Below are 23,809 nucleotides of genomic sequence, written 5' to 3'. Positions count from 1 at the left end.
CGAACCAACGGAGGCTCGCATGACCGCCTTTCCCAAGGAAATCTGGTACACCCGCTGCCCGGTGCCGACCCCGCTCGGCATCGCGATCAATCAGGGCGTGATCGACCGCGACCTCGCCGAACTCGGCATCACCGTCCGCTCGATCCAGGACACGGCCGACCCGGACGTGCGTGCCAGCCATTATGATCATCATCTCGCGCACAGCTTCCGTCAGGGCGGCAGCGTGCCCGCGATCTGGGCGCGCGCAGCCGGTGCGGATACGCGCGTGATCGGGCTCAGCTGGATCGACGAGAGCCAGCTGGTGCTGACGCTGCCCGGCTCGGGCATCCGCACCGCCGCCGATCTCAAGGGCCGCCGCATCGCGCTGCCGCGCCGCGCCGACCAGAAGATCGACATCTTCCGCGCCACCGCGCTTCGCGCCCTGCTCGCGGGCCTCTCGCTCGGTGGCGTGGCCGAGGACGAGGTGGAATGGGTCGAGGTCGACGCCACCGATCCCGCGCACGAGGGACTCGACCTGGTCGGACGCGGCAATTGGGGCGGACGCCCGCTCTACACCGCCGAATTCCACGCGCTGGTGCGCGGCGAGGTCGATGCGATCCATGTGAAGGGCTCGCTGGGTCACGAATTCGCCTTGCTTGCGGGCGCGCATGTCGTGATCGACACCGGCTTCCACCCCGATCCCAAGATCCGCATCAACAACGGTGCGCCGCGGCCGTTGACGGTCGATGCCGCGACGCTGGAGCATTATCCCGCCGTCGCGCGCCGTCTGCTGTCGCATGTCGCGGCAGCGGGGGAGTGGGCCGAGCAGCACCCCGAGGAGACCTTCGCCTATATCGCGCGCGAGACCGGATCGCCCGAGCAGTTCGTGCGCGCCGCCTATGGCGGGGACACGCTCCACCGCCGGCTCAAGACCGATCTCGACGATGCCTCGGCGGCGGCGCTGCAGGATTTCAGCGACTTCCTGTTCGATCGCGGCTTCCTGCCCGCGCGCGTCGATGTCGCCGTGTGGATCGACCGGCGGCCGTTCGAGACGCTCGACTACACGCAAGCGCTGGATGCCGCATGAGCCGCAAGACGATCCTCATCGCCATCGTCGTGATCGGCGTGCTGGCGGCGCTGGTCTTCCACCAGTTCCGCGGCGGCGGATCAGGCGAACCGGCGTCCGGTCAGCCTGCGACGCTGACGATCGCCGCCATCGCCTATCCGTTCGAGGGGCAGCAGCGTTATCAGGGCCAGAACGCGATCGTCCAGCAGCAGGGCTGGCTCGAAAGCGAGCTGGCGAAGCGCGGGGTCAAGCTGCAATGGTTCCCGGTCGCGACCGCCGTGGGCGGCCCGGTGGTCAATGAAGGCTTTGCCGCGAAGCGCATCGATTTCGCGAGCTATGGCGATTTCCCGGCGATCATCGCGATCGCGGGCGGGGTCGACCTGCGGCTGGTGGTGCCGGTCGGGCGCGGCCAGAACGCCTATCTGGTGGTGCGCAACGGTGTTGCCGCCAACAGCATCAAGGATCTGAAGGGCAAGCGCATTGCGCTGCATCGCGGGCGCCCGTGGGAACTGCCCTTCGCCAAGCTCGCCGAGGCGAACGGCCTCAAGCTCAGCGATTTCCGCATCCTCAACATCAACCCGCCCGCGAGCCACGCCGCGCTCGCATCGGGCGATGTCGATGCCGTCTTCCTGCTCTCCGACGCGCATCTGCTGGTCGAGAAGAAGGTCGGGCGGATCGTCTGGTCGACCAAGCAGGCGCCGCAATCGTGGAAGATGCGCGCCGAGCTGTTCGGACGCGGCGACTTCGTCGACCAGCATCCCGAGCTGACCCAGCTCGTCGCCGACGCCTATGTCCGGGCGCAGGCCTGGTCGGCCGATCCCGCCAACCGCGAGAAGGTGATCGAGATCACCTCGCGCGCGGAATCTCCGCGCAGCGTGATCGAGGCCGAGCTGGACGAGCCGCGCGTCGCCTGGGGCGACCGTTACTCGCCGCTCTATGACGGTTTCATGGTCGCGCATTATCGCGACGCCGCGGCCTATACCTTCGATCAGGGGCTGGTCCGCAAGCAGATCGACGTCGACAAATTGCTCGACCGGCGCTTCGCCACCGCGGCGCTCGACCGGTTGAAGCTCAAGGATCGGTGGAGGCCCGATACGGCGGAGGCGGCGGCGCGATGACCGACCGGCGCTTCATGGCCAACTTCCTGCTGCTGGCACTGGTCAGCGGCCTCACCGTCGGCCTCGGCAAGGTGGTGACGACGATCTATGCGATCGATCTCGGCGCCACCGCGTTCCAGGTCGGGGTGATCGGCGCGATGGAATCGATCGGGATGGTGCTCGTCACCGTGCCCGCCGGCTTCATCATCGCCCGCTACGGCGCGCGCGGCATCTATTTCGCGTCCAGCCTCGGGCCGCTGCTGGTCAATCTCGCCATGCCGTTCGCGGCGGGCTGGGCGGCGCTGGCGGGCGGGCGGTGGCTGATTGGTCTCTGCATCCCTTTCCGCATGGTCGCGATGAACAGCGCGTTCCTCGAACGGCTGCGCGGGCGCGGCGAGACGCGCGGCGGCTGGTATCGCGGCGCGCTCACCGCCGGCATGGCGATCCTGGGGCCGGCCTCGGCGGGCATCCTGATCCTCAAGGCCGGGGTGACCGCGGCCTTCTTCATCGTCGCGGCCTTGTTCGGGGTGATGGCGGTGTTCAGCCTGTCCTTCCTCCCCGCGCGCCAGCCCGCGGCCGAGGAGAGCGCGAGCTTCTTCGCCGAGATCGGCGCGCTCCTCGGCAACCGCGCGGTGGCCGAGAGCAGCTTCGTCGAGTTCCTGAGCTCGGCCACCGGCTCGCTCTTCTCGACCTTCATCCTGCTGCTCGCCGCGGCGCTGCCGCCGCTGACCAAGGAGGACGGGATCACCGTGCTGCTGGTGCAGGGCGTCAGCACGGTGGCGCTGCTGTTCCTGGGCGGCACGCTGGTCGCACGGCTGACGCGCGGCACCGCCTATGCGCTGGCCCTTGCGCTCGCCGCCGCGGCGCTGGCGCTGCTCGGTTTCGCGCACGGCTTCCCCGCGCTGGCGGCGGGCGCGGTGCTGCTGAGCGGGGCTTCGGCGGTGGTTCATCTCATCAACGTGCGCATGCTGACGAGCATCCCGGGGGCCAAGAGCAAGGCGGCGGGGCTTTACAACCTCGCTTCGATGACCGGCTCCTCGGCCGGCGCGCTCGGCGGCGGGCTGCTGACCAAGCTGGTGCCGCTCCCGTCGGTGTTCCTGTTGTGGCTGCCGCTGCTGTTCGGCGCCGCTGCCATCGCCTTTGCGCGCCGCCGTGTCGCGCGCCCGCTCACCCCGCAGGAGGTGCTGCCATGAGCCATGTCACCCGCATCGCCGCGGGCCTCGCGCCGCTGCTCGGCCTGCTTCTGCTCTGGCAGCTCGCCTCGGCCAGCGGCGCGTTCCCGCCGCAGGTGCTGGTGCCGCCGAGCGAGGCCGCGGCGACGCTCGCCCAGCTGTGGCGCAACGGCGAGCTGGTCGACCATCTCGGCACCAGCCTGTTCCGCCTGGTCTTCGGCTTCCTCGCTGGCGCCGCGATCGGGCTCGCCTTCGGCACCGGCATCGCGCTGTCGAAGCTGCTCGAGGCGCTGTTCGCGCCCTTGTTCCAGGCGATGCGCCAGGTGCCGGTGCTCGCCTTCATCCCGATGCTGGTGCTGCTGCTCGGGATCGAGGAGCGGTTCAAGATCGTCGTCGTCGCGGTCGCGGTGTTCTTCCCCGTCGCGCTCGCAACGTTCGACGGGGTGAGGGCGATCCCGAAATCCTATTTCGAGGTGGCGCGGCTCTACCGCACCCCGCCTTGGCCCTTCGTCACGCGCATCCTGCTGCCTGCCGCGATCCCGCCGGTGCTGACCGGGCTGCGGCTCGGCCTCACGCGCGGCTGGCTGGTGCTGGTCGCGTGCGAGCTGCTCGCGGCGGACAGCGGCATCGGCCAGATGATGGAGATGGGGCGCCAGATGTTCCGCATCGACGTGGTGCTGGCGGGCGTGTTCGTCAGCGGGCTGGTCGGCTTTTTCCTCGATCGCTCGGTCAAGCTCGCCGAGCGCCGCTTCGTCCGCTGGAAGGAGGCCTGAGATGGCGCGTTCCCCCGCAGTTCGCGTTCTGCTCGCCCTGATCGTGCCAGTGCTGATCCTGATCTGGTGGCAGGCGCAGTCGGCGCAGGGCGATGCCCGCGCGCTCGCCTTCGTGCCGCTGCAGGATGTCGGCGCGACGCTGGCGGCACGGCTGGCCAGTGGCTTCCTGCTCAACGATGCGATCGCGACGCTGTCGCGCGCGGTCACCGGGCTGCTGCTCGGCGGGCTTTCCGGCGCCGCGCTCGGCGTGACGATGGCGATGTCGCGGCCCCTCGATCGCGTGGTCGGCCCGCTCTATCATGCGGTGCGGCAGGTGCCGTTGTTCGGCTGGCTGCCGCTGATCGGGCTGTGGGTCGGCAATGGCGACGCGGCCAAGCTGCTGATCGTCAGCCTCGCAGCCTTCTATCCCACGGTGCTCAACAGCTATGAAGGCGTCCGCACGGTCGAGCGGCGCTATGTCGAGCTCGCCGACATGTTCGGCTTTTCCGCCGCGCAGCGCTTCGCCCATGTCCTGCTGCCGGCGGCGCTGCCGCTGATCCTCACTGGCGTGACGCAGGCGCTCGCCTTCGCCTGGATCGCCACGATCGGCACCGAGATGCTGTTCGGCGCGCATGCCGGGCTCGGCGCGACGATGGGGGTCGCGCAGGCGCAGCAGCGGATGGACATCATCCTCGTCGCGATCCTCGCCGCCGCCTTGCTCGGCTTCACGCTCAACCACCTCTTCGCCCGCCTGCGCCGTCACCTGCTGCGCTGGCAGCCCGTGATCAATTGAAGGAGCTCGCCATGACCCTGCACACCCGCATCGATGCGCCGCCGCTGCCCGCCGAAGCGCCTGCAAGCGGTGCGCTTTTCATCACCGGCCTGTCCAAGGAATTCCGGATCGACGGCGCGGCTTTGCCGGTGCTCGACCGGATCGATCTCGACATCCGCGCGGGCGAGTTCGTCAGCATCGTCGGCGCCTCGGGCTGCGGCAAGTCGACCCTGCTGCGGCTGATCGCCGGGCTCGACACCGATTATGCGGGCGAGATCCGGCTCGATGGCAAGCGGATCGCCGGCACCAGCCTCGACCGCGGGCTGATCTTCCAGGACCATCGCCTGTTCCCCTGGCTGACGCTCGAGGAGAATGTCGGGCTGGCGTTGCTCAACACCGACATTCCCAAGGCGCAGCGCGCGCGGATCGTCGCCGAGCATATCGCGCTGGTGAACCTTTCGGGGTTCGAGAAGGCCTATCCGCACCAGCTCTCCGGCGGCATGGCGCAGCGCGCCGCGATCGCCCGCGCGCTGGCGACCGAGCCCAAGCTGCTGCTGCTCGACGAGCCGCTCGGCGCGCTCGATGCGCTCACCCGCGTGCGTGTTCAGCACGAGTTGCAGCGCATCTGGCGAACTCACCGCTCGACGATGGTGATGGTCACGCACGATGTGGAGGAAGCCGTGTTCCTGGGCGACCGCGTCGTGGTGATGGACGCGCGGCCCGGGCGCATCCGCCGCATCGTCGATATCGACCTGCCGCATCCGCGCGATCGCAGCTCGCCCGTGCTGCACCGGCTGCGCGACGAGATCCTTGCCGAGCTGACCGGGCCGCCTCCCGAGAATCTGGTGCACCTCCCGGTGCGCGAGGTGCGGGCATGAGCCGGATTCCCGACCATCCCGTCGCGCCGCTGTTCGTCGATCGCTGGTCGCCGCGCAGCTTCTCCGGCGAGCCGATCCCCGACCGCGTGCTGGCGACGGCGTTCGAGGCGGCGCGCTGGGCGCCCTCGGCCTATAATGGCCAGCCGTGGCGCTTCATCGTGTCGCGCAATGGCGATGCGGCTTGGCCGCTGTTCCTCGGCCTGCTCGCCACGCGCAACCGCGAATGGGCGCAGCGCGCCTCGGCGCTGGTCGCGATCGTCTCCAACACGCTGATCGAGCGGCGCGGCGAGATCGTCCATAACGGCAGCCACAGCTTCGACACCGGCGCGGCCTGGGCGAACTTCGCGCACCAGGCGCTGCTGCTCGGCTGGCACACCCATGGCATCGGCGGCTTCGACCGCAAGGGCGCGCGCTTCGCGCTCGCGATCCCCGACGACCATGATGTCGAGGCGATCGTCGCGATCGGGCGGCAGGGGACGCTCGATACGCTCCATGCGGATTTCCACCCGCAGGAAGCGCCCAATGGCCGCCGCCCGCTCGCCGATTTCGTCTTCGAGGGCCGCTTCGGCGCGCCCGCCATTCCCCAGCAAAGGAACGCCGCATGACCATCAAGTTCTACTGGCGGCTCGATCCCGCCGCCGAACCGCAGCGGGGCGAGCCCAGCGCCCGGCCGACATCGGGCTTCCTCCCGCGCGACGTGCGCACCGCCGGGCTGACTCGCTACGACTATTATGCGCAGGTCGCCCGCGCCGCCGCGATCACCGGCTTCGACGGGCTGTTCGTCGCCTGTCGGCCGGAGAGCGACGACAGCCAGATCGTCGCCGCGGCGGTCGCGCGCACCGCGCCGCGCCTGCTGCTCGTGCCCGAATTCCCGAGCACGGTGGGCTCCGCGGTCTATGCCGCCAAGGAAGCGGTGAGCTTCCAGCGCGCGACGCACGACCGGCTCGGCTGGGCGATCGCGCCGGGCGCCGATCCCGAAGACAGCGCGCGCACCGCCGAGTTCCTGCACGTCGCGCGCGGCGTGCATGGCCAGAAGCCGTTCGATCATCATGGGCGGTTCTTCTCGGTCCAGGGCGGCGGCTTCTCCGAACCGCTGTCCCGCGCGGCATTCCCGCCGGTCTTCCTGCAAGGCGCCGACGAGGAAGCGTTGCAGCTCTCCGCCAACGCCGCCGACATTCACCTGTTCGGCGACGCGCCGATCGACGCGCTGCGCAGACAGGTCGAGACCCTGGAGCGATTGGCGCTCGCTGCCGGCCGCGAGGTTGCGGCCGGCGTGATCGCCACGATCACCGCGCGCGAGACCGGGGAGGAAGCCGCGGATGGCGCCGGCATCGCCGGAAGCTACGACCGCGTCGCGGAGCAGATCGTGACGGTCCACGCCGCCGGCATCACCCATTTCGTCCTGAGCGCCTCGCCGTCGCTCGAGGAAGCCTATCGCATCGGCCAGTTCGTCCTGCCGCGGGTCCGCGCCGCGCTCGGCGGGCTGCGCACCGCCGCCTGAAGGAGACCCATCATGTCGATCGATTTCTACTGGCGCCTGCCCACCCATGGCTGCCACGCCACCATCCGCCGCGGCTCCTATGACCGGGGCGACTGGTCGCCGCTCAAGCCCGGCAACCAGACGCCGGGCCTCACGCCCGAAGGGGAGGACGATGGCTATCGCTATATCGACCACCTCGTCGAGATCGCGAAGGCGGCCGAGCTGTCGGGGTTCATCGGCGGGCTGATCCCGTCCTTTCCCAATACCGACGATCCCTGGACGATCTCGCCGTTGCTGGCGCGCGAGACCAAGACCTTCCGCTTCATGATCGCGTTCCAGCCGGGCTTCCTCGATCCCGTCCACGCCGCGCGGCTTTCCGCGAGCCTGCAACGCGCGACCGGCGGGCGGACGGTGTTCAACATCATCACCGGCGGCGGCGGCCCGTCGCAGCTGTGGTGGGGCGACAGCTTCGCGCACGACGACCGCTATGGCCGCACCACCGAGTTCCTCGACATCTTCCGCGGCGTGTGGCGCGGGCAGCCCTTCGACTATGACGGCCGCTTCTATCAGGTGAAGGGCGATCATCTCTCGCCGCTGCTGGCGCGCGAGGAGGTGCCGGAGATCTGGTTCTCGGGATCGTCCGACGCGGCGCTGCAATCGGCGGCCAGGCACGCCGATTACTATCTCTCCTGGCTCGAGCCCTATGCGCAGATCACTGACAAGTTCGCGCGGGTGAAGGAACGCACCGCGCAGCTTGGCGGCGAGCAGAAATGCGCGATCCGCGTCGATCTCGTCGCGCGCCCGACCGAGGAGGAGGCGTGGGAGGACATCCGCATCGGGTTCGAGAATGTCAGCGACGCGACCCGCGCGCAGTGGCGCGGCCAACCCACCGACTCGGTCGGCGCATCGCGCCAGGCGGCGCTGCGCCCGACCGAGGCGAAGCGCTGGGAGGAGCTGGTCGTGGGCAAGAACCTCTGGGGCGGGTTCAACCTGCTGCGCGGCGGCCCGGCGCTCGGCATCGTCGGCAGCTACGAGCAATGCGCCGAGCAGCTCGACGAGCTGATCCGCCGCGGCGCCGACGCCTTCATCCTCGCCGGCACCCCGCATCTCGAGGAGGCCTATCGCATCGGCGAGGAGGTGCTCCCGCTGCTCGGCCGCACCGCCGCCCGCACCCCATTGCTCGAAGCCGCCGAATAAGGAGACGCACCATGACCAAGCTCAATTCGACCATCACCGATTTCGCGGCCACCGCGATCCGCGACGCGGGCATCGCGTTCCGGGGACTCACCGCGACCGGCACGATCGCGCCGAGCGGCACCGTCAACTTCGTCGAGCGCGTGCCCGGCGAGGAGGCGGTGGTATCGATCGGCTATCCCGGCCCGTTCGCGCCGGAGGCCGAGCTCAAGCCGACCATCTATGCGCTCGACGGCGAGGTGCTGCAGGGGCCGCCGGGCGCGAACCTGGGCGGCGGGCGCTATCTCTCGATCTTCCAGGCGCATGCCGACATCACCACGGTGAGCCATGTCCACACCGTCTATCTCGGTGCCTGGTCGCAGAGCCACCGCGCGCTGCCGATCCGCTACGTTCCGGTCCAGCGCTGGACCCGGGCGCGCGAGCTGCCGATCTATATCGACCGGCGCCAGGGCGAGGCGAACTTCATCCTCGAAGTGCTCAGCCGCGATCCCGAGGTGCCCGCGATCCTCGAGGCGAATGGCGGATCGACTGCGTGGGGCCGCAAGGGGCTGTTGGCGCTGGCGAGCTATATCGTGCTGCTCGAGGAAGGCGCGCAGTTCCAGGCGGTCGCCGAGACGCTGGGCGGTGCCAAGGACTATGGCCCTGGCGTGCTCGATCAGCAGTGGAAGATGTCGGGCCTGCTCAAGCCGGACGAGACGCTGGCGGTCGCCGCCGAATAGCCCTTGAAGCTCTAGCGTGGATCGACATTCATCCTCCCCCGCCAGGGGGAGGTGGCGCGCGCAGCGCGACGGAGGGGGAGGAAGCGAACTGCCAGCGCTCTGGCATCCGCCCCCGTCAGCCCCGGAACAAGCCCGGGGCTGACACCTCCCCCTGGCGGGGAGGATTGAACACTAGATGTCGATCCGCTCTAGCGGCCACGAAGCGGTCCGGGGTTCGCCCCGGGCCGCATTCTTGCGTTCGTCGAAAGCTTCGGGCCACGGGCAGGATAGGGCTGGTAGCGGTCACCAACGCGCCATATCTTGGCGCGACAGACAGCGATCTGAACCTTTCGCCCCGCCAGGGGTTCGCCGCGGATGGAGGAGCGTGATGAGCAGCGACACGACAGGGGTCACACGCCGCGGCGTTCTGGTGGGCGGCGGCGTATGCGCTGCCGCGGCAGCCGTGCCCGGCGGTGAGGCGCAGGCCGCCCCGCTACAGCCCGTGCCGGCGACGATGAAGGTCGCCCTGACCGTGAACGGCACGAAGCGCCAGCTCGACCTCGATCCGCGCACCACCCTGCTCGATGCGCTGCGCGAGCACCTGCACCTCACCGGCACCAAGAAGGGCTGCGACCACGGCCAGTGCGGCGCTTGCACGGTGATCGTTGACGGGCGCCGCATCAATTCGTGCCTGAGCCTTGCGGTGATGCACGAGGGCGACGCGGTCACGACGATCGAGGGGCTGGGCCAGCCCGGCAAGCTGCATCCGATGCAGGCCGCCTTCGTCAAGCATGACGGCTATCAGTGCGGCTATTGCACGCCGGGCCAGATCTGCTCGGCGGTGGCGGTGCTCGAGGAGATCCGCGCGGGCATCCCCAGCCATGCGACCGCGGACCTCAACGCCCGCCCGCGCGCCACCAATGACGAGATGCGCGAGCGGATGAGCGGCAATATCTGCCGCTGCGGGGCCTATTCCAACATCCTCGACGCGATGACCGAAGTCGCCGGGAGGCGCGCATGAAGCCCTTCACCTATGAGCGCGTGACCAGCCCGGCCGAGGCCGCAGCCGCCGCGGCGCGGACGCAGGGCGCGCGGTTCATCGCGGGCGGGACCAATCTGCTCGATCTGATGAAGCTGCAGATCGAGACGCCGGCGCACCTGATCGACGTCAACGGCATCGGACTCGACCGGATCGAGCCGACGGCAGAGGGCGGGCTGCGCATCGGCGCGCTGGTCCGCAACACCGACCTCGCCGCCGACAAGCGGGTGCGCAAGGATTACGCGCTCCTCAGCCGCGCATTGCTGGCGGGCGCGTCGGGCCAGCTGCGCAACCGGGCGACGACCGCGGGCAATTTGCTCCAGCGGACGCGCTGCCCCTATTTCTACGACACGCATCAGCCGTGCAACAAGCGCAAGCCCGGCACCGGCTGCGCCGCGATCGGCGGGTTCAGCCGCCAGCTCGGCGTGATCGGGACGAGCGAGGCGTGCATCGCCACGCACCCGAGCGACATGGCAGTGGCGATGCGCGCGCTCGATGCGGTGGTGGAGACGGTCAAGCCCGGCGGCGAGGGGCGGTCGGTGCCGCTCGCCAACTTCCACGTGCTGCCCGGCGACACGCCGCATGTCGAGACGGTGCTCGAACCGGGCGAGCTGATCACCGCGGTGACCTTGCCCGCGCCGGTCGGCGGCACGCACATCTATCACAAGGTGCGCGACCGGGCGTCCTATGCCTTCGCGCTCGTGTCGGTCGGGGCGATCGTCCAGCGCGACGGCAGCGGGCGAGTCGCGGTGGGTGGCGTCGCGCCCAAGCCGTGGCGGGTCGAGGCCGCCGAGCGCGCGCTGGCGCAAGGCGCGAAGGCGGTGACCGAGATCATGATGGCCGGCGCGCGGCCCAGGCCGGACAATGCGTTCAAGGTCACGCTGGTCGAGCGCACGCTCGGCGCGGTGCTGGCGGAAGCGGGAGCAAGGTCATGAAGTTCGACACGCCCGCAGGCACCAATCCGATCGATCAGCTCAAGATCGTCGGCAAGTCCACCGACCGCATCGAGGGCCCGCTAAAGACCACGGGCACTGCGCCCTATGCCTATGAGCATCCCGCGCCGGGCGCCGCTTATGGCTTCGTCGTCGGATCGGCGATCGCCAAGGGGCGGATCGAGCGCATCGATCTGAGCGAGGCCAAGGCATCGCCGGGCGTGCTGGCGATCGTCACCGCCGACAATGCCGGCAAGCTCGAAAAGGGCAATTTCAACACCGCCAGGCTGCTCGGCGGGCCGGAGATCCAGCATTATCATCAGGCGGTCGCGCTGGTCGTCGCCGAGACGTTCGAGCAGGCACGCGCCGCCGCCGCGCTGGTGCGGGTCGATTATGCGCGGGCGAAGGGTGCGTTCGACCTGCATGACGAGAAGGCGCGCGCGCAGCCGAGCCGCGAGCAGGCGGACATCAAGCTGGGCGATTTCGACGCGGCCTTCGCCTCGGCGCCGGTGACGATCGACGCGACCTATCACACGCCCGACCAGGCGCATGCGATGATGGAGCCGCACGCGACGATCGCGGCGTGGGAGGGCGACCAGCTGACGCTATGGACGTCGAACCAGATGATCAACTGGGGCCGCGGCGATGTCGCGCGCACTCTCGGCATCCCACGCGAGAAGGTGCGGCTGGTCTCGCCCTATATCGGCGGGGGTTTCGGCGGGAAGCTGTTCGTCCGCGCCGACGCGATCCTTGCCGCGCTGGGCGCGAAGCAGGCGGGGCGGCCGGTCAAGGTCGCGCTGCAACGCCCGCTGATGTTCAACAACACGCCGCACCGCCCCGCGACGATCCAGCGCATCCGCATCGGCGCGACGCGCGAGGGCAAGATCACCGCGATCGGGCATGAAAGCTGGTCGGGCGACCTGCCTGGCGGCGGGATCGAGAATGGCGTGCAGCAGACGCGCTTCCTCTATGCCGGCGAGAACCGCATGCTGCAGTGCCGCCTTGCGGTGCTCGATCTGCCCGAGGGCAATGCGATGCGCGCGCCGGGCGAGGCGCCGGGGATGATGGCGCTGGAGGTCGCAATCGACGAGATCGCCGAGAAGCTGGGCATGGATCCGGTCGAGTTCCGCATCCTCAACGACACGCAGGTGGTGCCCGAGAACCCGCCCAAGCCCTTCTCGCAGCGCCGTCTGATCGAGTGCCTTCGGCTGGGCGCGGAGAAATTCGGCTGGGCCAACCGGCCGCTCAAGCCTGCGAGCCGGCGCGAGGGTCAATGGCTGGTCGGGATGGGCGTCGCGGCGGGCTTCCGCAACGCGCCGACGATGAAGTCGGGCGCGCGCGTGCGGCTAAGCGCGGACGGGCGCATCACGGTCGAGACCGACATGACCGACATCGGCACCGGCAGCTACACGATCATCGCGCAGACCGCTGCCGAGATGATGGGCGTGCCGCTCGATCGGGTCGAGGTGCGGCTGGGCGATTCGAGCTTCCCGGTCTCGGCCGGATCGGGCGGGCAATGGGGCGCGGCGAGCTCGACCTCCGGCGTCTATGCCGCGTGCAATAAATTGCGCGAGACGATTGCGCAGAAGCTGGGTCTCGATCCCGCGACGGCGACCTTCGCCGGCGGCAAGGTCCGCGCGGGCAAGCGCAGCATAGCGCTGGGCGAGGCGGCGCGCGAAGGCGAGCTGGTGGTCGAGGACGCGATCGAGTTCGGCGACCTTGGCCGCCGCTACCAGCAATCGACCTTTGCCGGGCATTTCGCCGAGGCGGCGGTGCACGCCTATACCGGCGAAATTCGCATCCGCCGCATGCTCGCGGTGTGCGCCGCGGGGCGCATCCTCAACCCCAAATCGGCGCGCAGCCAGGTGATCGGCGCGATGACCATGGCCGCGGGCGGCGCGCTGATGGAGGAGCTGGCGGTCGACAAGCGCTTCGGCTTCTTCGTCAACCACGACTTGGCCGGCTACGAGGTGCCGGTCCATGCCGACATCCCGCATCAGGAATGCATCTTCCTCGACGAGGTCGATCCGCTCGCCTCGCCGATGAAGGCGAAGGGGGTGGGCGAGCTGGGCATCTGCGGGGTCGCGGCGGCGGTGGCCAATGCGGTCTACAACGCGACCGGCGTGCGCGTGCGCGAATATCCGGTCACGCTCGACAAGTTCCTCGACCGGCTGCCGACGGTGGCCTGAGTCGGATCGGCCCCCGCCAAATCCTCCCCTGCCAGGGAGAGGTGGCGCGCACAGTGCGTCGGAGGGGGAGGAAGCGAACCGCTGCCGTTCTGGCATCCGCCCCCTCCGTCAGCTTCGCTGACACCTCCCCCTGGCGGGGGAGGATTGGAATGCCGGCCCGTTCTGGGCCTACGTCAGCGCCTCGAACTTGAAGTTGGTGAACCTCGCCTCGCCTTCTCCCGCCGAATAGAGGCCGGGGCGCAGCATCAGAAAGCCGCCGCGGACATTGTGGTGGTAGCCCGACACCTCCATGCCGCGGTCGAACCGCGTCCACGTCTTCCCGCCGTCACTCGACATATCGTAGGTGACGATGTGGCGGTCATTGGTGACGCGCATCCGCATTTTCCGGCCATGCGGATTTGCGGGGCGCCCGCGTTCGATGCCGTATTGGTGCGTGACGAAGCGCTTCTCGTCGAAGCCGAGGCCGCAATAGAGCTTCTCGTCATAGAACAGGATCAGCCCAGCGACCCCGCCCGGCGCGATCTCGATATCGCATTCGAAGCGATAGGCGATGTCGCCGGCGATCAGCAGCAGCGGGGAGGATGAGGAGGGCGCGACGCCGCGCGCCTTGAGCACCAGCGATCCGTTCTCGACCCGGGCGCGCGTGCGCTCGTCGGCGGCGGGCTTGAAGAAATTCCATTTGGTGCCGAGCGCAAGGCTGCTGAAATCGTCCGACAGCGCCATGCCGTGCGGCCCGGCCTTCTCGCCACCCTTGGGCTTGGCGATCGGCTGGGAGAGGTCGCCGCCCTTCATTCGGAACCAGCCGTCGGCGGTCCATTCGACCGGGTCGAGCAGCGCCTGCCGTCCCAGCGTCCAATAGCCGTTCTCGAAGCCGTGATAGACCGCCCACCAGCCGCCGTCCGGCCCCTCGACCAGCGTGGCATGGCCGCGCGACCACCATTTCTCTTGCGAAGATGTAGTGCGCACCAGCGGGTTGTGCGGGCAATTCTCCCACGGCCCGTTGATCGATTTCGAGCGCGCGGCGATGACCATATGGCCGGTCGGCGGGCCCGCGGTACCGCCGACCGCGGTGATCATGTAGAACCAGCCATTGTGGCGGGTGATCTTCGGCCCCTCGGGCGCGAACCCCTCGACGATCCAGTCGCTGGGATAGCGCCACGGATCATAGACATGCTCGGGCTCGCCGATGCGGCTGAGGCCGTCGTCCGACAGGCGCACCCGGTCGCCGCCCGACAGGAACAGCCAGCGCGATCCGTCCTCGCCCACGGCATGGCCGGGATCGATATGGGCGGGGAGCTTGAGGTCGATCGGATCGCTCCACGGTCCCTCGATCTTGTCGGCCCAGATCACCCAGCTGGTCGTCGGGTTCTTGGTCGGGATGTAGAGATAATAGCGGCCCTTGTGCTTGCATAACTCGGGCGCCCAGACCGATCCGATGAACTTGGTCAGCGCCGCGGTGATCGGGCGCCAGTTGATCAGGTCGCGCGAGTGCCAGATGACCAGCCCGGGATAGGAATCGAAGGTCGAGAAGGTCATGTAATAGTCCTTCCCGTCCTTGAGGATCGTCGGATCGGGATGGTCGCCCGCCATCAGCGGGTTGAGGAAGCGCCCGTCGCCGAGATCGGGGATGCGCTGATTGTCGAAGCCGCGCTTCCAGTCGGGCGCGGGCTCCTTCACCGTAACGGCGCGTGCGGCGGCGGCGGCCGGGGTCAGAAGCGTGCCGCCGCCGGCAAGCGCGGCGCTCATGATGTCGCGTCGGTTCAGATGCATCGCGTGATCCTGATGAGTGAGCGTTAGACGATGAGCCCCTTGGCCCAGCCGGCGAACAGCTCGGGCCAGATCGCGACCGGCTTGCCGGCGGTGTTGCGCAGGCCGAAGCCATGGCCGCCTTGCGCGAAGAGATGGGTCTCGACCGGAATGTTCTTCGCGCGCAGCGCGGCGCGGAGCAGCAGCGCATTCTCGACCGGGACCGAGGCGTCGTCCTCGGCATGGACGAGGAAGACGGGCGGCGCGTCGGCGGGGACGTTGAGATGCGGCGAATGCGCGCGCTCCAGCGCGGGGCTGGCGTCCTTGCCGATCAGCAGCTCGCGCGATCCGGCATGCGCCACGGGTGCGGTCATGCTGATCACCGGGTAGATCGGTGCCGCCGCCGCCGGGCGCGCGGCCAGGCTGTCGGCAGCGTCCACAGGATCATAGGTGCGCGTGGCGAAGCGGGTGAGCAGGTCGGCGCACAGATGCCCGCCCGCGGAAAAGCCCATTGCGGCGATGCGCTCGGGGTCGATGCCATAGTCGCGTGCGCGATGGCGGATCAGCCGCATGGCGCGCTGCGCATCGGACAGGGCGACGTTCGGCCCTGCGGCCCAGCCCTCGCCCGGCAGGCGATAGAAGAGGACGAAGACGGTGAAGCCGCGCGCCGACAGCCAGCGGCCGAGCTCATAGCCTTCCTTGTCGACCACCACCCAGCGATAGCCGCCGCCGGGGGTGATCATCACTGCGGCGCCATTGGGGTTGGCCGGACGGAACACCGCAAGCCGCGGGCGGGTGATGCCGAAGACCGAGCGGTCGTGGAACGACGCGTCCTTGCTGCGCTCGTTGACCGTCTCGACCGGGGGCGTGGCGGGCATGCCCGGCGCGCCCTTCGGCCACAGCTCGATCGTCTCGGCGGGATCGGGCATGCGCGCCGGCCCCGGCGTTCCGGTGGCCGGCGGCGCGGTCTGGCCGAAGGCGGCGGAGGCGAACACCGCCCCGCCGCCCGCAGCAGTCAGAAAAGCACGGCGGCCGGGCCGAAAAAGCGTCTCGTTCCGGTCCGCCATACTCCCCCTCTCGGTCACATCTTCACGCGCGCGCCGACCAGGATGGTGCGGCCGAAGTGATTGTTCTCGTAATTGCGGCGCACATCGACGTCGACCCAACGCTCGCGATAGGCGTCGGTCAGGTTGGTGCCTTCGACCGACAGCTCGAGATAGTCGGTCACCTTGTAGCGGATGGACGCATCGACATTGGTGATCGGCGCGTAGCCCTCGAAGATATTGCCCGTTGCCGAGCCCGCGTCGTTGAAGCCGTCGCGATAGCTGACCGACGCGCGTGCGCTGAACCTACTGTCCTCATAATAGAGTGTGGCGTTGAACTGTTTCTTGGACAGGCCGTACAGCGTGTCCTCGCGCGTCACGTTGGGCAGCGCGCCGCCGGGCGTGGTGGCCGGACCCTGCTGGGTATAGACCGCCGAGGAGTCGACGAAGGTCGCATTCACGATGCCGCCGAAGTTCGACAGGAAGCCCGGCAGGAACTTGAAGGGCGCCTGCAGCGCGATCTCGGCGCCCTTGAGCGACGCACCGGTGCCGTTGCCCGTGGTCGAGATCGTCCAGATCGGTTGCGACTGCTGCGCCGGGTTGAGCGCTGCGGGCGACGACGGGTTGAGCAGCGACGGCGACAAACCGGTTTCGGTGAAGGTGCCCGAGACCGACGTTGCAACCGGGAAGCTCTCGACATTCTTCTTGAACAGCGCGACCGAGAAGATCGACTGCGGCGCGAAATACCATTCCACCGCGACGTCGAAATTGGTCGCGCGGAACGGCAGCAGGTCGGGGTTGCCGCGCGTGATGCGATAGTTGAAGCCGTCCGCCGAACCACCGGGCGTGAGGTTGCCCAGCGAGGGGCGCGTCATCACCTTGGCGATCGCGCCGCGGACGATGACGTCCTTGTGCGGATAGAAGGCGACGTTGAGTGCCGGCAGCCAGTCCTCATAGTCGCGCTCGACCGGCGCGACGTTGGTGATCGCATAGGAAGTCTGGTCGGTACGCACATAGCGGATGCCCGCATTGAGCGCATATTCGAGCCCCAGCAGTTCGCCCTTCGCATCGAACTGGAGGTAACCGCCCGCCGTCTCCTCCCGCACGCCGCGATTGTTGCCAAGATCCGGCGTCGCGGTACGGCTATAGAGCCGGGTGTAGTCAGTCGCCGCGGCTAGGTTCGGGATCAGCCACTGGGTGGTCGTGCCGCTCGGCGCGTCGGCGCCACGCAGCGTGAACAGCTCCGACAGGGCAGACGTCACCGGGAAGCCATAGATGGCAGTCGGGCCGAAGGCGGAGCTGGGCGAGCAGGTGATCGTGCCCAGCACGCGATCGACGCCGCCATTGCCGCACACCGCGGTGTCGCGGGTAAAGGCGGTGACGTCGAAGTCATAGCGCCGCCAGACCGCGCCGGCCTTGACCGTGAATCCTTCCGTGACGTCCCATTCCGTGCGCAGCTGCGCGGTCTTGAACTTGTTGACCACGCTCGACGGACGGTCGCGGATCTCGGCGAGCTGGAAGTTGCCGGGGGTGGTGACGCTGGTGCCGAAGGTCAGCGTCGGGAAGTCCATGTTGCGATAGTCGTAGCTGTAGCCCTGCGCATCGCGGTCGTCGAACACGATCGTCGTCTCGACCGGCACCTGCGCATCCGACTTCGAGAAGCCGCCGAGCAGCGTGAAGCGGAAATTGTCGGTGACGTCCTGGTCCCAGCTCGCGCCGATCTGATAGAATTCGGTTTCGGTCTTCTTGAGGAAATGCTCGGTGCGGACCCATGCGTCGTTGAGCGTGGCGGCGATCATGTTGCCATTGTCGTCATAGACTGGATTGACAACGTCGATCGAGCGTTCGTTCGACCGCAGCAGCACCTCGCCCCATTTCTCGCGACGGTCCGCCTTGAATTTGGAATAGAGGCCGTCGATCGAGATTTTGGTGGCATCGGACGGCGACCACTGGATGCTGCCGGTGAGGCCGAGACGCTCGCGATAATGCGTCACCTCGCCATAGCGGGGAATACGCGGGTGAAAGGCCAATGCGGCCCGATCGCATGCCGCGACACGGCCGTTGGTGTAGACGCCGCCCGAATTGGGAACGCCGATGCCGCTGGTGGCGGTGGTCGTCCAGCAGGGTACGCCGTCCACCGAATCGAAGCGCGCTTGCGCCCAGCGCACGGTGTTGTTGCCGATCTCCTTGGTACGGGTCTTCTGGTACGCGGCCGAGATCGAGGCGCCGAGCGTGCCGTCGGGCGATTTCCAGGCGAGCAGGCCGGCGACGCGCGGCCCCCAGGTATCGGACAGGTCGTTATAGCTGCCCTGTGCCGAAGCCGCGAAGGTGAGGCCTTCCTTGCCCTTGAGCGGGTTGCCGGTGTTGAGGTCGACCACCGCGCCGAGCGAGCCTTCGTCGAGATCGGCCGACGCGGTCTTGTGGACGACGATCGAGCTGAACAGCTCCGAGGCGAAGACGTTGAAGTCGAACGCACGGTCGCGGTTCGATGCGGCGCCGTCATGGCTGGTGGTGATCGTTTCAAGCCCGTTCACGCGGACGCGCGTGAATTGCGAGCCGAGGCCGCGCACGGTGATCGCACGCCCTTCGCCGCCGTCGCGCTGGATCGCGATGCCCGGAATGCGCTGAAGCGATTCGGCGAGGTTCTGGTCGGGGAATTTGGCGATGTCCTCCGCGACGATCGCGTCGACGGCCGCGACCGAATCGCGCTTCACGTTGAGCGCGGCGTCGAGCGAGGCGCGGAAGCCGGAGACAACCACTTCCTCCGTTTCCTCGGCGGCCGGCTCGGCGGTCTGCGCGTCCTGCGCCTGGGCGGCGGTAGCGATAACAAGGGCCGAGGTGGCGGCGAGCAGCCGCGCGCCCCGGCGGCATAGAGTAACACGCATCGAACTTCCCCTCTCAATCGGTGTCAGATGACACCGGTGGCTATTCAACACCTGCTGCCACCGGGGCAGCGGGCAAAATGACTTTCGGGAGGGGGTGCCTGCCGCGATTCGCGGCGAAATCAGCGCGATCCTCCCGTTTTCGCCGCGTTGTCGCGGTCTCGCACCGGCAATTTTCCGCTTGAGAAACCGGTGTCATTGGCACATTGTTCGCTAACGGCGCCCGTGTCAAGAAGGTGCTTCAGAAGCGCGAGGACGGGGCATCGCCCCTGGTCATGAAGAGAGGGATGCCGGAATGCGTACGATCCTGCTGGTCCTGGGGGCCTTGCTGCTCGGCGCCGCCGCGCCGTCCCCGCCATCGCCCGCACCCCAGCCCGCCGTGCTGATCTTCAGCCACACCACCGGCTTTCGCCACGCCTCGATCGAGCCGGCGATCGCCGCGATCAGCGCGGCGGCGAAGGCGAAGGGCTATGCCGTCACCGCGAGCGAGGACCCGGCGCTGTTCGACGATGCGGCGACGCTCAAGCGTTTCAAGGCGATCGTGCTGCTGAACACGACGACGCGGCCGAAGGAGAGCGCGTCGGGCGAATGGCTGACCGGCGCGCGGCGCGATGCGCTGCAGGCCTTCGTGCGTGGCGGCGGCGGGATCGTCGGCATTCATGGCGCTGCCGATTCGCACTATAACTGGGACTGGTACGGCCGGATGATCGGCGGGCGCTTCGCGCGGCACCCGGGGGGCGCGCCCAAGGGCAAGATCACCCGGGCCGATCTCGATCACCCCGCGATCCGCGGCCTGCCTGCGACGTTCGAGCTGGTCGACGAATGGTATTGGTTCGACGATCTTGATCCGCGGTTGCGCCCGCTGCTGATGCTCGACCCGGCCTCGATCGGCGAGAAGGGGGCGAACCCGCGCCCGCTCGCCTGGGCGCACGGCTTCGAGGGCGGGCGGGTGTTCTACACCGCGCTCGGCCACACCGCAGAGGCATGGTCCGATCCCCGCATCGTCGGCCATGTCATGGGCGGGATCGACTGGGCGATCGGGCGCGGCGCTCGGCCGATGGTGGTGATCGACGAGGCCGCGAAGCAGCGCGACGAGCCGACCCCCCACGGCAAGATCGGCATGAGCACCGCTTGGCGCATCACCGACGGCGTGCCCGGGCGGATGATGGAGTACCGCAAGCGCTCGCTTCACCCCGGCTCGGCGATCGGCGTCCATCCGATCGAGCATGACGAGGTCTATGCGGTCGTCTCCGGCGAAGGCGAGGTCGTCTCGGACGGCGCCACCGCCAGGCTCAGGCCCGGCATGACCGCCTATCTCTACACCGGCGCGCAGGTCGGCATCCGCCAGACCGGCACGGCGCCGCTCGTCCTCATCATCAGCTATCCGCTCGAAAAGGTGCCCCAGAAATGATCTCACGCCGCTCCCTGCTCGCCGCGTCGGCGACGCTCGCGCTCACCCCCGGCACCGCGCTGTCGCAGACCGTGTCGAAGGCGCAGATCGCCGAGACGATGAAGCGGGCGACGCGCTTCATGGTCGAGAAGCTGGCCTATCGCGGCGGCTATCTCTGGTCGTACCTGCCGGACCGGTCGCGCGTGTGGGGCGAGCTCGAGGCATACAACACCATGGTGTGGGTACAGCCGCCGGGCACCGCGACGATGGGGCATCTCTATCTCGACGCGTACAGCGCCACCGGCGACGACTATTATTACGAAGCTGCAGCCAAGGCGGCGGAATCGCTGATCGCGGGGCAGCTGCCCAAAGGCGGCTGGGGCTATTTCATCGACTTTGGCGGGCCGGAATCGACCCGGCGCTGGTACGACACGATCGGCAAGAACGCCTGGCGCATGGAGGAATTCCAGCACAATTGGGGCAATGCCACCTTCGACGATCAGGGCACGGGCGAGGCGATCCGGCTGCTGATCCGCATCTATGCCGAAAAGCGCGAGAAGCGCTTCAAGGCCGGCCTCGACAAGGCGATCGACTTCATCTTCGCGAGCCAGCTCCCGAACGGCGGCTGGCCGCAGCGCTGGCCGCGCGTCCCCAATGGCGGGCTGCACGGCAAGCCTGACTATACCGGCCTGATCACCTTCAACGACGGGGTGATCCACGACAATATCGACGTGCTGCTGACCTATCACCAGGCGATCGGCGACAAGCGCATCCTGCCCGCGATCGAACGCGCGATGGACATTTATCTCAAGACCCAGCAGCCCGCGCCGCAGGCGGGCTGGGGCCTGCAGCACACGATGGATCTGAAGCCCGCGGGCGCCCGCACCTATGAACCCAAGGCCCTGGTCGCCCACACCACCGCGTCGAACATCGAGCAACTGCTCAACTTCTACAAGCTGACCGGCGACGCCAGATATCTCGCACCGGTCCCGGCCGCGCTCGACTGGCTGGAGAGCGTGCGGCTGCCCGCAGAGCTGCGCGAGGGCGGGCGGCAATTCCCGACCTTCGTCGAAATCGGCACCAACAGGCCGCTCTGGGTCCACCGCCGCGGATCGAACGTCGTGAACGGCGAATATTATGCCGATCACGACCCCGCGCACACGATCGGCCACTACAACGCCCGCCGCTCGATCGACACCGCCAAGCTGCGCCGCGCATATGACAAGCTCAAGGCGACGCCGGGCGGGGTGGCGTCGAAGGATTCGCCGCTGCTGAAAGGGCGCCAGCCGCTCGCCAAATACTGGCTGGCCGCGGTCGAGCCGGGGTCGGACAAGAATGTCGCCGGCGGCAAGGACGCCGGGACGCTGGTCGCCTCGCTCAATGCGGAGGGCTGGTGGCCGACCCAGCTCAAGGCGATGAGCCATCCCTATACCGGTCCCGGCTCGAAGGCCGTGGCGCCGGGCGACTTCCGTTCGACCGATGTCGGCGACATCACTGACACCTCGCCCTTCGAGGTCGAGAACGGGCCGGTCGGCATCTCGACTGGCACTTATATAGATCATATGATAACATTAATTCGTGCGCTACGAAGCGTCGGAAGCTGATATAGGAACAGGAGGTGGCATGCCCGGGCGGGTCGTTTGCGTATCGTTGCTGGCACTGGCCGGCGCCCTTCCAGCCCAGGCAGAAGCCGCCCGGTCCAGCGATCCCTGGTATGTCCGCGAGGACTTCAAGCCGGTCCGCCGCATCGCGATCCGCATCGCCAACGATCTCGACCAGCCGGTGCGCGCGACGCCGGTGGTCATCACGCCGGCGCAGATTCCCGAGCTGGCCGGGATGCACGAGCTGACGGTGACGCTGGTCGATCCCGGGGGCATCCCGCGCCCGGTGCCGACCAGGGAGCAGCTCGCCGTGATGGGGCCGCACGGGATTCGCGAGGAAAGAAACGGCCGCCAGCTCGACCTGCAGATGGACGATCTCGACAAGGACGGCGTGTGGGACGAGCTGTTCTTCCAGGCTGACCTCAAGCCGCGCGAGACGCGCACCTATTATCTCTATCTCGGCTTCCACCAGCGCGGCTGGAACCCGCACGGCGCGGCGGCGGCGATCGGCAACTATTCGCGGCACATGGTGCCCTTCTGGGAATCGGGCAATGTCGGGTGGAAGCTGTGGTTCCCTGACAGCGCCGACGTCTATGGCAAGCGGAAGAACATCCTGATCGCGCCGCAGATCCTGTCGAACAATTGGGACGGCTATGCGGTGTCGTACATTGATCCGGCTTATGGCTCGGACATCATGTCGGTCGACGACAGCTTCGGCGGTGGCGGGATCGGGCTGTTCGAGACGCCGGGCAGCGACCATGTCTCGCGCCCTCGCTTCTCGCCATATGCCGATGCGGCGGAGAGGTGGAACACCAGCCAGCTCAAGGACACGCGCTACGCGTTCGAGGTGATCGTCAACGGCCCGCTGCGTGCGATGGTGCGTGTGAAGACGATGAACTGGAGCACCGGCAAGGGCAGCTACGCGCTCGAGCAGGTCTACACCGCCTATGCGGGCCACAATTACGCGACGGCGAAGGTGCGGTTCAGCGAGTGGAGGCCAGGGGCGAAGGGCGTCGAGTTCGCCGCCGGCATCCGCAAGAAGGCGGGCGAGACTTTGGGCTATCGCCAGGGCAGCGTGGTGGTGACCACCGCGCCGGAGGCTATCCGCAACCCCGACGACACGGATTCGACGCAGAATGCGCTCACGGTCGCCTATGCAGGGTCCGCGCTGGTGGTGAAGGACAGCTATGGCGCCAAGCATGTGTCGGTCGCGCAGCAGCAGGGCAACGAGGTCTTCCGCTTCCCCGAGCGTGCGGACGGCAGGTACGAGTATATGATCGCCGCCGGATGGAGCGAGGGCGAGGTGCTCAAGACTGCCGCCGAGTTCCGCGATTATGTGATCGGCGTGGCGAAGGAGTATAATTCGCCCGCGCGGCTGGCGGGGTTTGAGGTGCAGGCGCGGGACTAGCGCGAAGGGCCGCGGCGCGCGAAGGGCGTGGGTGGGGTAGAAGCGAGCCCGCATCCGACAGGGTAGAGCAAGCGAAATCCAACATTGCCAGTGTTTGGAATCCACTCCTATCGTCGCCCCGGCCTCGAGCCGGGGCCCAGCTTCTTTCAGGCCAGGTGATCGAACAGACCGCGCCACTCCGGACTGGCGCGTTCGATCAAGGCGAACTTCCACTCGCGCCGCCAGCGCTTCACGCGCTTTTCATGCGCGATGCAAGCGGTGATGTCGTCGCCGAACTCCGCCCAGACGAGGCGGGTGAGGCCATGCTGCGCACAGAAATCTGATCCGATGCCTGCGCGATGCTGGTGAACGCGCTGCGCGAGATGCGCTGTCACCCCGACATACATCGTCCCGCGATAGCGGTTGGCCATGATGTAAACCCAGCCGCCTCGTCGCTCGCGCTCCATCTGCGGAGCGTGAGAAGAAGCGGGGCCCCGGGTCAAGCCCGGGGC

The 23,809-nt window shown here is 68.2% G+C and carries 20 protein-coding genes and 1 pseudogene; 17 read left to right on the top strand and 4 right to left on the bottom strand.

The genetic code is table 11. The features are described from left to right. Positions 1–19: 19 nt before the first annotated feature. The 13 genes from VGD28_RS15755 (at position 20) to paoC (ending at position 13,248) form a co-directional block, all read left to right on the top strand. Entirely contained in the window at positions 20–1,066 is a 1,047-nt protein-coding gene (locus tag VGD28_RS15755; RefSeq protein ID WP_331029300.1) for an ABC transporter substrate-binding protein, read from the top strand. Continuing rightward, positions 1,063–2,163, top strand: a complete 1,101-nt coding sequence (locus VGD28_RS15750) for an ABC transporter substrate-binding protein (protein WP_331029299.1) — start codon at positions 1,063–1,065, stop codon at positions 2,161–2,163. Before VGD28_RS15755 ends, VGD28_RS15750 begins: the two co-directional genes overlap by 4 nt. Next, the gene (locus VGD28_RS15745; RefSeq protein ID WP_331029298.1) at positions 2,160–3,335 is read left to right on the top strand and encodes an MFS transporter; all 1,176 of its coding nucleotides are present in this window, start codon (positions 2,160–2,162) and stop codon (positions 3,333–3,335) included. The genes VGD28_RS15750 and VGD28_RS15745 overlap by 4 nt, the downstream gene beginning before the upstream one ends. Next, the gene (locus VGD28_RS15740) at positions 3,332–4,087 is read left to right on the top strand and encodes an ABC transporter permease (protein WP_331029297.1); all 756 of its coding nucleotides are present in this window, start codon (positions 3,332–3,334) and stop codon (positions 4,085–4,087) included. Before VGD28_RS15745 ends, VGD28_RS15740 begins: the two co-directional genes overlap by 4 nt. Before the next feature lies 1 nt (position 4,088). Next, the gene (locus VGD28_RS15735; RefSeq protein ID WP_331029296.1) at positions 4,089–4,859 is read left to right on the top strand and encodes an ABC transporter permease; all 771 of its coding nucleotides are present in this window, start codon (positions 4,089–4,091) and stop codon (positions 4,857–4,859) included. An 11-nt stretch (positions 4,860–4,870) separates the two neighbouring features. After that, positions 4,871–5,716 carry an ABC transporter ATP-binding protein gene (locus tag VGD28_RS15730; protein ID WP_331029295.1) on the top strand — a complete coding sequence of 282 codons (846 nt, stop codon included), beginning with the start codon at positions 4,871–4,873 and terminating at the stop codon, positions 5,714–5,716. Next, positions 5,713–6,321 carry a nitroreductase family protein gene (locus VGD28_RS15725; protein WP_331029294.1) on the top strand — a complete coding sequence of 203 codons (609 nt, stop codon included), beginning with the start codon at positions 5,713–5,715 and terminating at the stop codon, positions 6,319–6,321. The genes VGD28_RS15730 and VGD28_RS15725 overlap by 4 nt, the downstream gene beginning before the upstream one ends. Further along, positions 6,318–7,217 (top strand): LLM class flavin-dependent oxidoreductase, encoded by a 900-nt coding sequence (locus VGD28_RS15720; RefSeq protein ID WP_331029293.1) that lies wholly within the window; start codon positions 6,318–6,320, stop codon positions 7,215–7,217. The genes VGD28_RS15725 and VGD28_RS15720 overlap by 4 nt, the downstream gene beginning before the upstream one ends. Before the next feature lie 12 nt (positions 7,218–7,229). Beyond that, positions 7,230–8,393, top strand: a complete 1,164-nt coding sequence (locus tag VGD28_RS15715; protein ID WP_331029292.1) for an LLM class flavin-dependent oxidoreductase — start codon at positions 7,230–7,232, stop codon at positions 8,391–8,393. Between the two features lie 11 nt (positions 8,394–8,404). Then, a complete protein-coding gene (locus tag VGD28_RS15710; protein ID WP_331029291.1) occupies positions 8,405–9,109 on the top strand; it encodes a class II aldolase/adducin family protein in 705 nt (234 codons plus the stop codon). Positions 9,110–9,476: 367 nt separating this feature from the next. Then, the gene (gene paoA, locus VGD28_RS15705; protein WP_331029290.1) at positions 9,477–10,109 is read left to right on the top strand and encodes an aldehyde dehydrogenase iron-sulfur subunit PaoA; all 633 of its coding nucleotides are present in this window, start codon (positions 9,477–9,479) and stop codon (positions 10,107–10,109) included. Next, entirely contained in the window at positions 10,106–11,062 is a 957-nt protein-coding gene (locus tag VGD28_RS15700) for a xanthine dehydrogenase family protein subunit M (RefSeq protein ID WP_331029289.1), read from the top strand. The genes paoA and VGD28_RS15700 overlap by 4 nt, the downstream gene beginning before the upstream one ends. After that, positions 11,059–13,248, top strand: coding sequence for an aldehyde oxidoreductase molybdenum-binding subunit PaoC (paoC, locus tag VGD28_RS15695; RefSeq protein WP_331029288.1), 2,190 nt, complete (start codon positions 11,059–11,061; stop codon positions 13,246–13,248). Before VGD28_RS15700 ends, paoC begins: the two co-directional genes overlap by 4 nt. A 168-nt stretch (positions 13,249–13,416) precedes the next feature. On the opposite strand, the gene VGD28_RS15690 is transcribed toward paoC, so the two are convergent. The 3 genes from VGD28_RS15690 to VGD28_RS15680 are packed head-to-tail and all read right to left on the bottom strand — an operon-like array spanning position 13,417 to position 18,922. After that, the gene (locus VGD28_RS15690; protein WP_331029287.1) at positions 13,417–15,018 is read right to left on the bottom strand and encodes a family 43 glycosylhydrolase; all 1,602 of its coding nucleotides are present in this window, start codon (positions 15,016–15,018) and stop codon (positions 13,417–13,419) included. 23 nt (positions 15,019–15,041) lie between these two features. Then, a complete protein-coding gene (locus VGD28_RS15685; protein ID WP_331029286.1) occupies positions 15,042–16,061 on the bottom strand; it encodes an alpha/beta hydrolase in 1,020 nt (339 codons plus the stop codon). A 14-nt stretch (positions 16,062–16,075) separates the two neighbouring features. Continuing rightward, positions 16,076–18,922: a TonB-dependent receptor gene (locus tag VGD28_RS15680; protein ID WP_331029285.1), complete on the bottom strand. Its 2,847-nt coding sequence runs from the start codon at positions 18,920–18,922 to the stop codon at positions 16,076–16,078. 292 nt (positions 18,923–19,214) lie between these two features. On the opposite strand from VGD28_RS15680, the pseudogene VGD28_RS15675 reads away from it, so the two are divergent. From VGD28_RS15675 to VGD28_RS15660, 4 genes and pseudogenes are all read left to right on the top strand, one after another. Beyond that, positions 19,215–19,943 (top strand): annotated as a pseudogene (locus tag VGD28_RS15675) (ThuA domain-containing protein); the annotation flags it as partial. Beyond that, entirely contained in the window at positions 19,935–20,330 is a 396-nt protein-coding gene (locus VGD28_RS15670; protein ID WP_331029322.1) for a cupin domain-containing protein, read from the top strand. The pseudogene VGD28_RS15675 and the gene VGD28_RS15670, both read left to right, overlap by 9 nt. Further along, on the top strand, positions 20,327–21,913 hold the full coding sequence (locus VGD28_RS15665) for a pectate lyase (RefSeq protein ID WP_331029284.1): 1,587 nt from the start codon (positions 20,327–20,329) through the stop codon (positions 21,911–21,913). The genes VGD28_RS15670 and VGD28_RS15665 overlap by 4 nt, the downstream gene beginning before the upstream one ends. A 19-nt stretch (positions 21,914–21,932) precedes the next feature. Then, the gene (locus tag VGD28_RS15660) at positions 21,933–23,318 is read left to right on the top strand and encodes a DUF4861 family protein (RefSeq protein ID WP_331029283.1); all 1,386 of its coding nucleotides are present in this window, start codon (positions 21,933–21,935) and stop codon (positions 23,316–23,318) included. A gap of 146 nt (positions 23,319–23,464) precedes the next feature. Here the strand turns inward: VGD28_RS15660 and VGD28_RS15655 are convergent, their stop codons facing one another. Then, positions 23,465–23,764: a GIY-YIG nuclease family protein gene (locus VGD28_RS15655; protein ID WP_331029282.1), complete on the bottom strand. Its 300-nt coding sequence runs from the start codon at positions 23,762–23,764 to the stop codon at positions 23,465–23,467. Positions 23,765–23,809: the final 45 nt, after the last annotated feature.

The organism is Sphingomonas sp. (assembly GCF_036402235.1).
Taxonomy (GTDB): Bacteria; Pseudomonadota; Alphaproteobacteria; order Sphingomonadales; family Sphingomonadaceae; genus Sphingomonas.
Note: the sequence above shows the minus strand (reverse complement) of the source record. Positions and strands in the feature narration are given on the sequence as shown.

Excerpts from the sequence above, each read along its gene's own strand:
- VGD28_RS15700 (WP_331029289.1), top strand. The coding sequence starts at position 10,106 with ATGAAGCCCTTCACCTATGAGCGCGTGACCAGCCCGGCCGAGGCCGCA.
- VGD28_RS15685 (WP_331029286.1), bottom strand. The coding sequence starts at position 16,061 with ATGGCGGACCGGAACGAGACGCTTTTTCGGCCCGGCCGCCGTGCTTTT.
- VGD28_RS15730 (WP_331029295.1), top strand. The coding sequence starts at position 4,871 with ATGACCCTGCACACCCGCATCGATGCGCCGCCGCTGCCCGCCGAAGCG.
- VGD28_RS15720 (WP_331029293.1), top strand. The coding sequence starts at position 6,318 with ATGACCATCAAGTTCTACTGGCGGCTCGATCCCGCCGCCGAACCGCAG.
- VGD28_RS15745 (WP_331029298.1), top strand. The coding sequence starts at position 2,160 with ATGACCGACCGGCGCTTCATGGCCAACTTCCTGCTGCTGGCACTGGTC.
- VGD28_RS15680 (WP_331029285.1), bottom strand. The coding sequence starts at position 18,922 with ATGCGTGTTACTCTATGCCGCCGGGGCGCGCGGCTGCTCGCCGCCACC.
- VGD28_RS15750 (WP_331029299.1), top strand. The coding sequence starts at position 1,063 with ATGAGCCGCAAGACGATCCTCATCGCCATCGTCGTGATCGGCGTGCTG.
- VGD28_RS15740 (WP_331029297.1), top strand. The coding sequence starts at position 3,332 with ATGAGCCATGTCACCCGCATCGCCGCGGGCCTCGCGCCGCTGCTCGGC.
- VGD28_RS15735 (WP_331029296.1), top strand. The coding sequence starts at position 4,089 with ATGGCGCGTTCCCCCGCAGTTCGCGTTCTGCTCGCCCTGATCGTGCCA.
- VGD28_RS15690 (WP_331029287.1), bottom strand. The coding sequence starts at position 15,018 with ATGCATCTGAACCGACGCGACATCATGAGCGCCGCGCTTGCCGGCGGC.
- VGD28_RS15660 (WP_331029283.1), top strand. The coding sequence starts at position 21,933 with ATGCCCGGGCGGGTCGTTTGCGTATCGTTGCTGGCACTGGCCGGCGCC.
- VGD28_RS15665 (WP_331029284.1), top strand. The coding sequence starts at position 20,327 with ATGATCTCACGCCGCTCCCTGCTCGCCGCGTCGGCGACGCTCGCGCTC.
- VGD28_RS15725 (WP_331029294.1), top strand. The coding sequence starts at position 5,713 with ATGAGCCGGATTCCCGACCATCCCGTCGCGCCGCTGTTCGTCGATCGC.
- VGD28_RS15755 (WP_331029300.1), top strand. The coding sequence starts at position 20 with ATGACCGCCTTTCCCAAGGAAATCTGGTACACCCGCTGCCCGGTGCCG.
- paoC (WP_331029288.1), top strand. The coding sequence starts at position 11,059 with ATGAAGTTCGACACGCCCGCAGGCACCAATCCGATCGATCAGCTCAAG.
- VGD28_RS15710 (WP_331029291.1), top strand. The coding sequence starts at position 8,405 with ATGACCAAGCTCAATTCGACCATCACCGATTTCGCGGCCACCGCGATC.
- VGD28_RS15670 (WP_331029322.1), top strand. The coding sequence starts at position 19,935 with ATGGGCGGGATCGACTGGGCGATCGGGCGCGGCGCTCGGCCGATGGTG.
- VGD28_RS15715 (WP_331029292.1), top strand. The coding sequence starts at position 7,230 with ATGTCGATCGATTTCTACTGGCGCCTGCCCACCCATGGCTGCCACGCC.
- paoA (WP_331029290.1), top strand. The coding sequence starts at position 9,477 with ATGAGCAGCGACACGACAGGGGTCACACGCCGCGGCGTTCTGGTGGGC.
- VGD28_RS15655 (WP_331029282.1), bottom strand. The coding sequence starts at position 23,764 with ATGGAGCGCGAGCGACGAGGCGGCTGGGTTTACATCATGGCCAACCGC.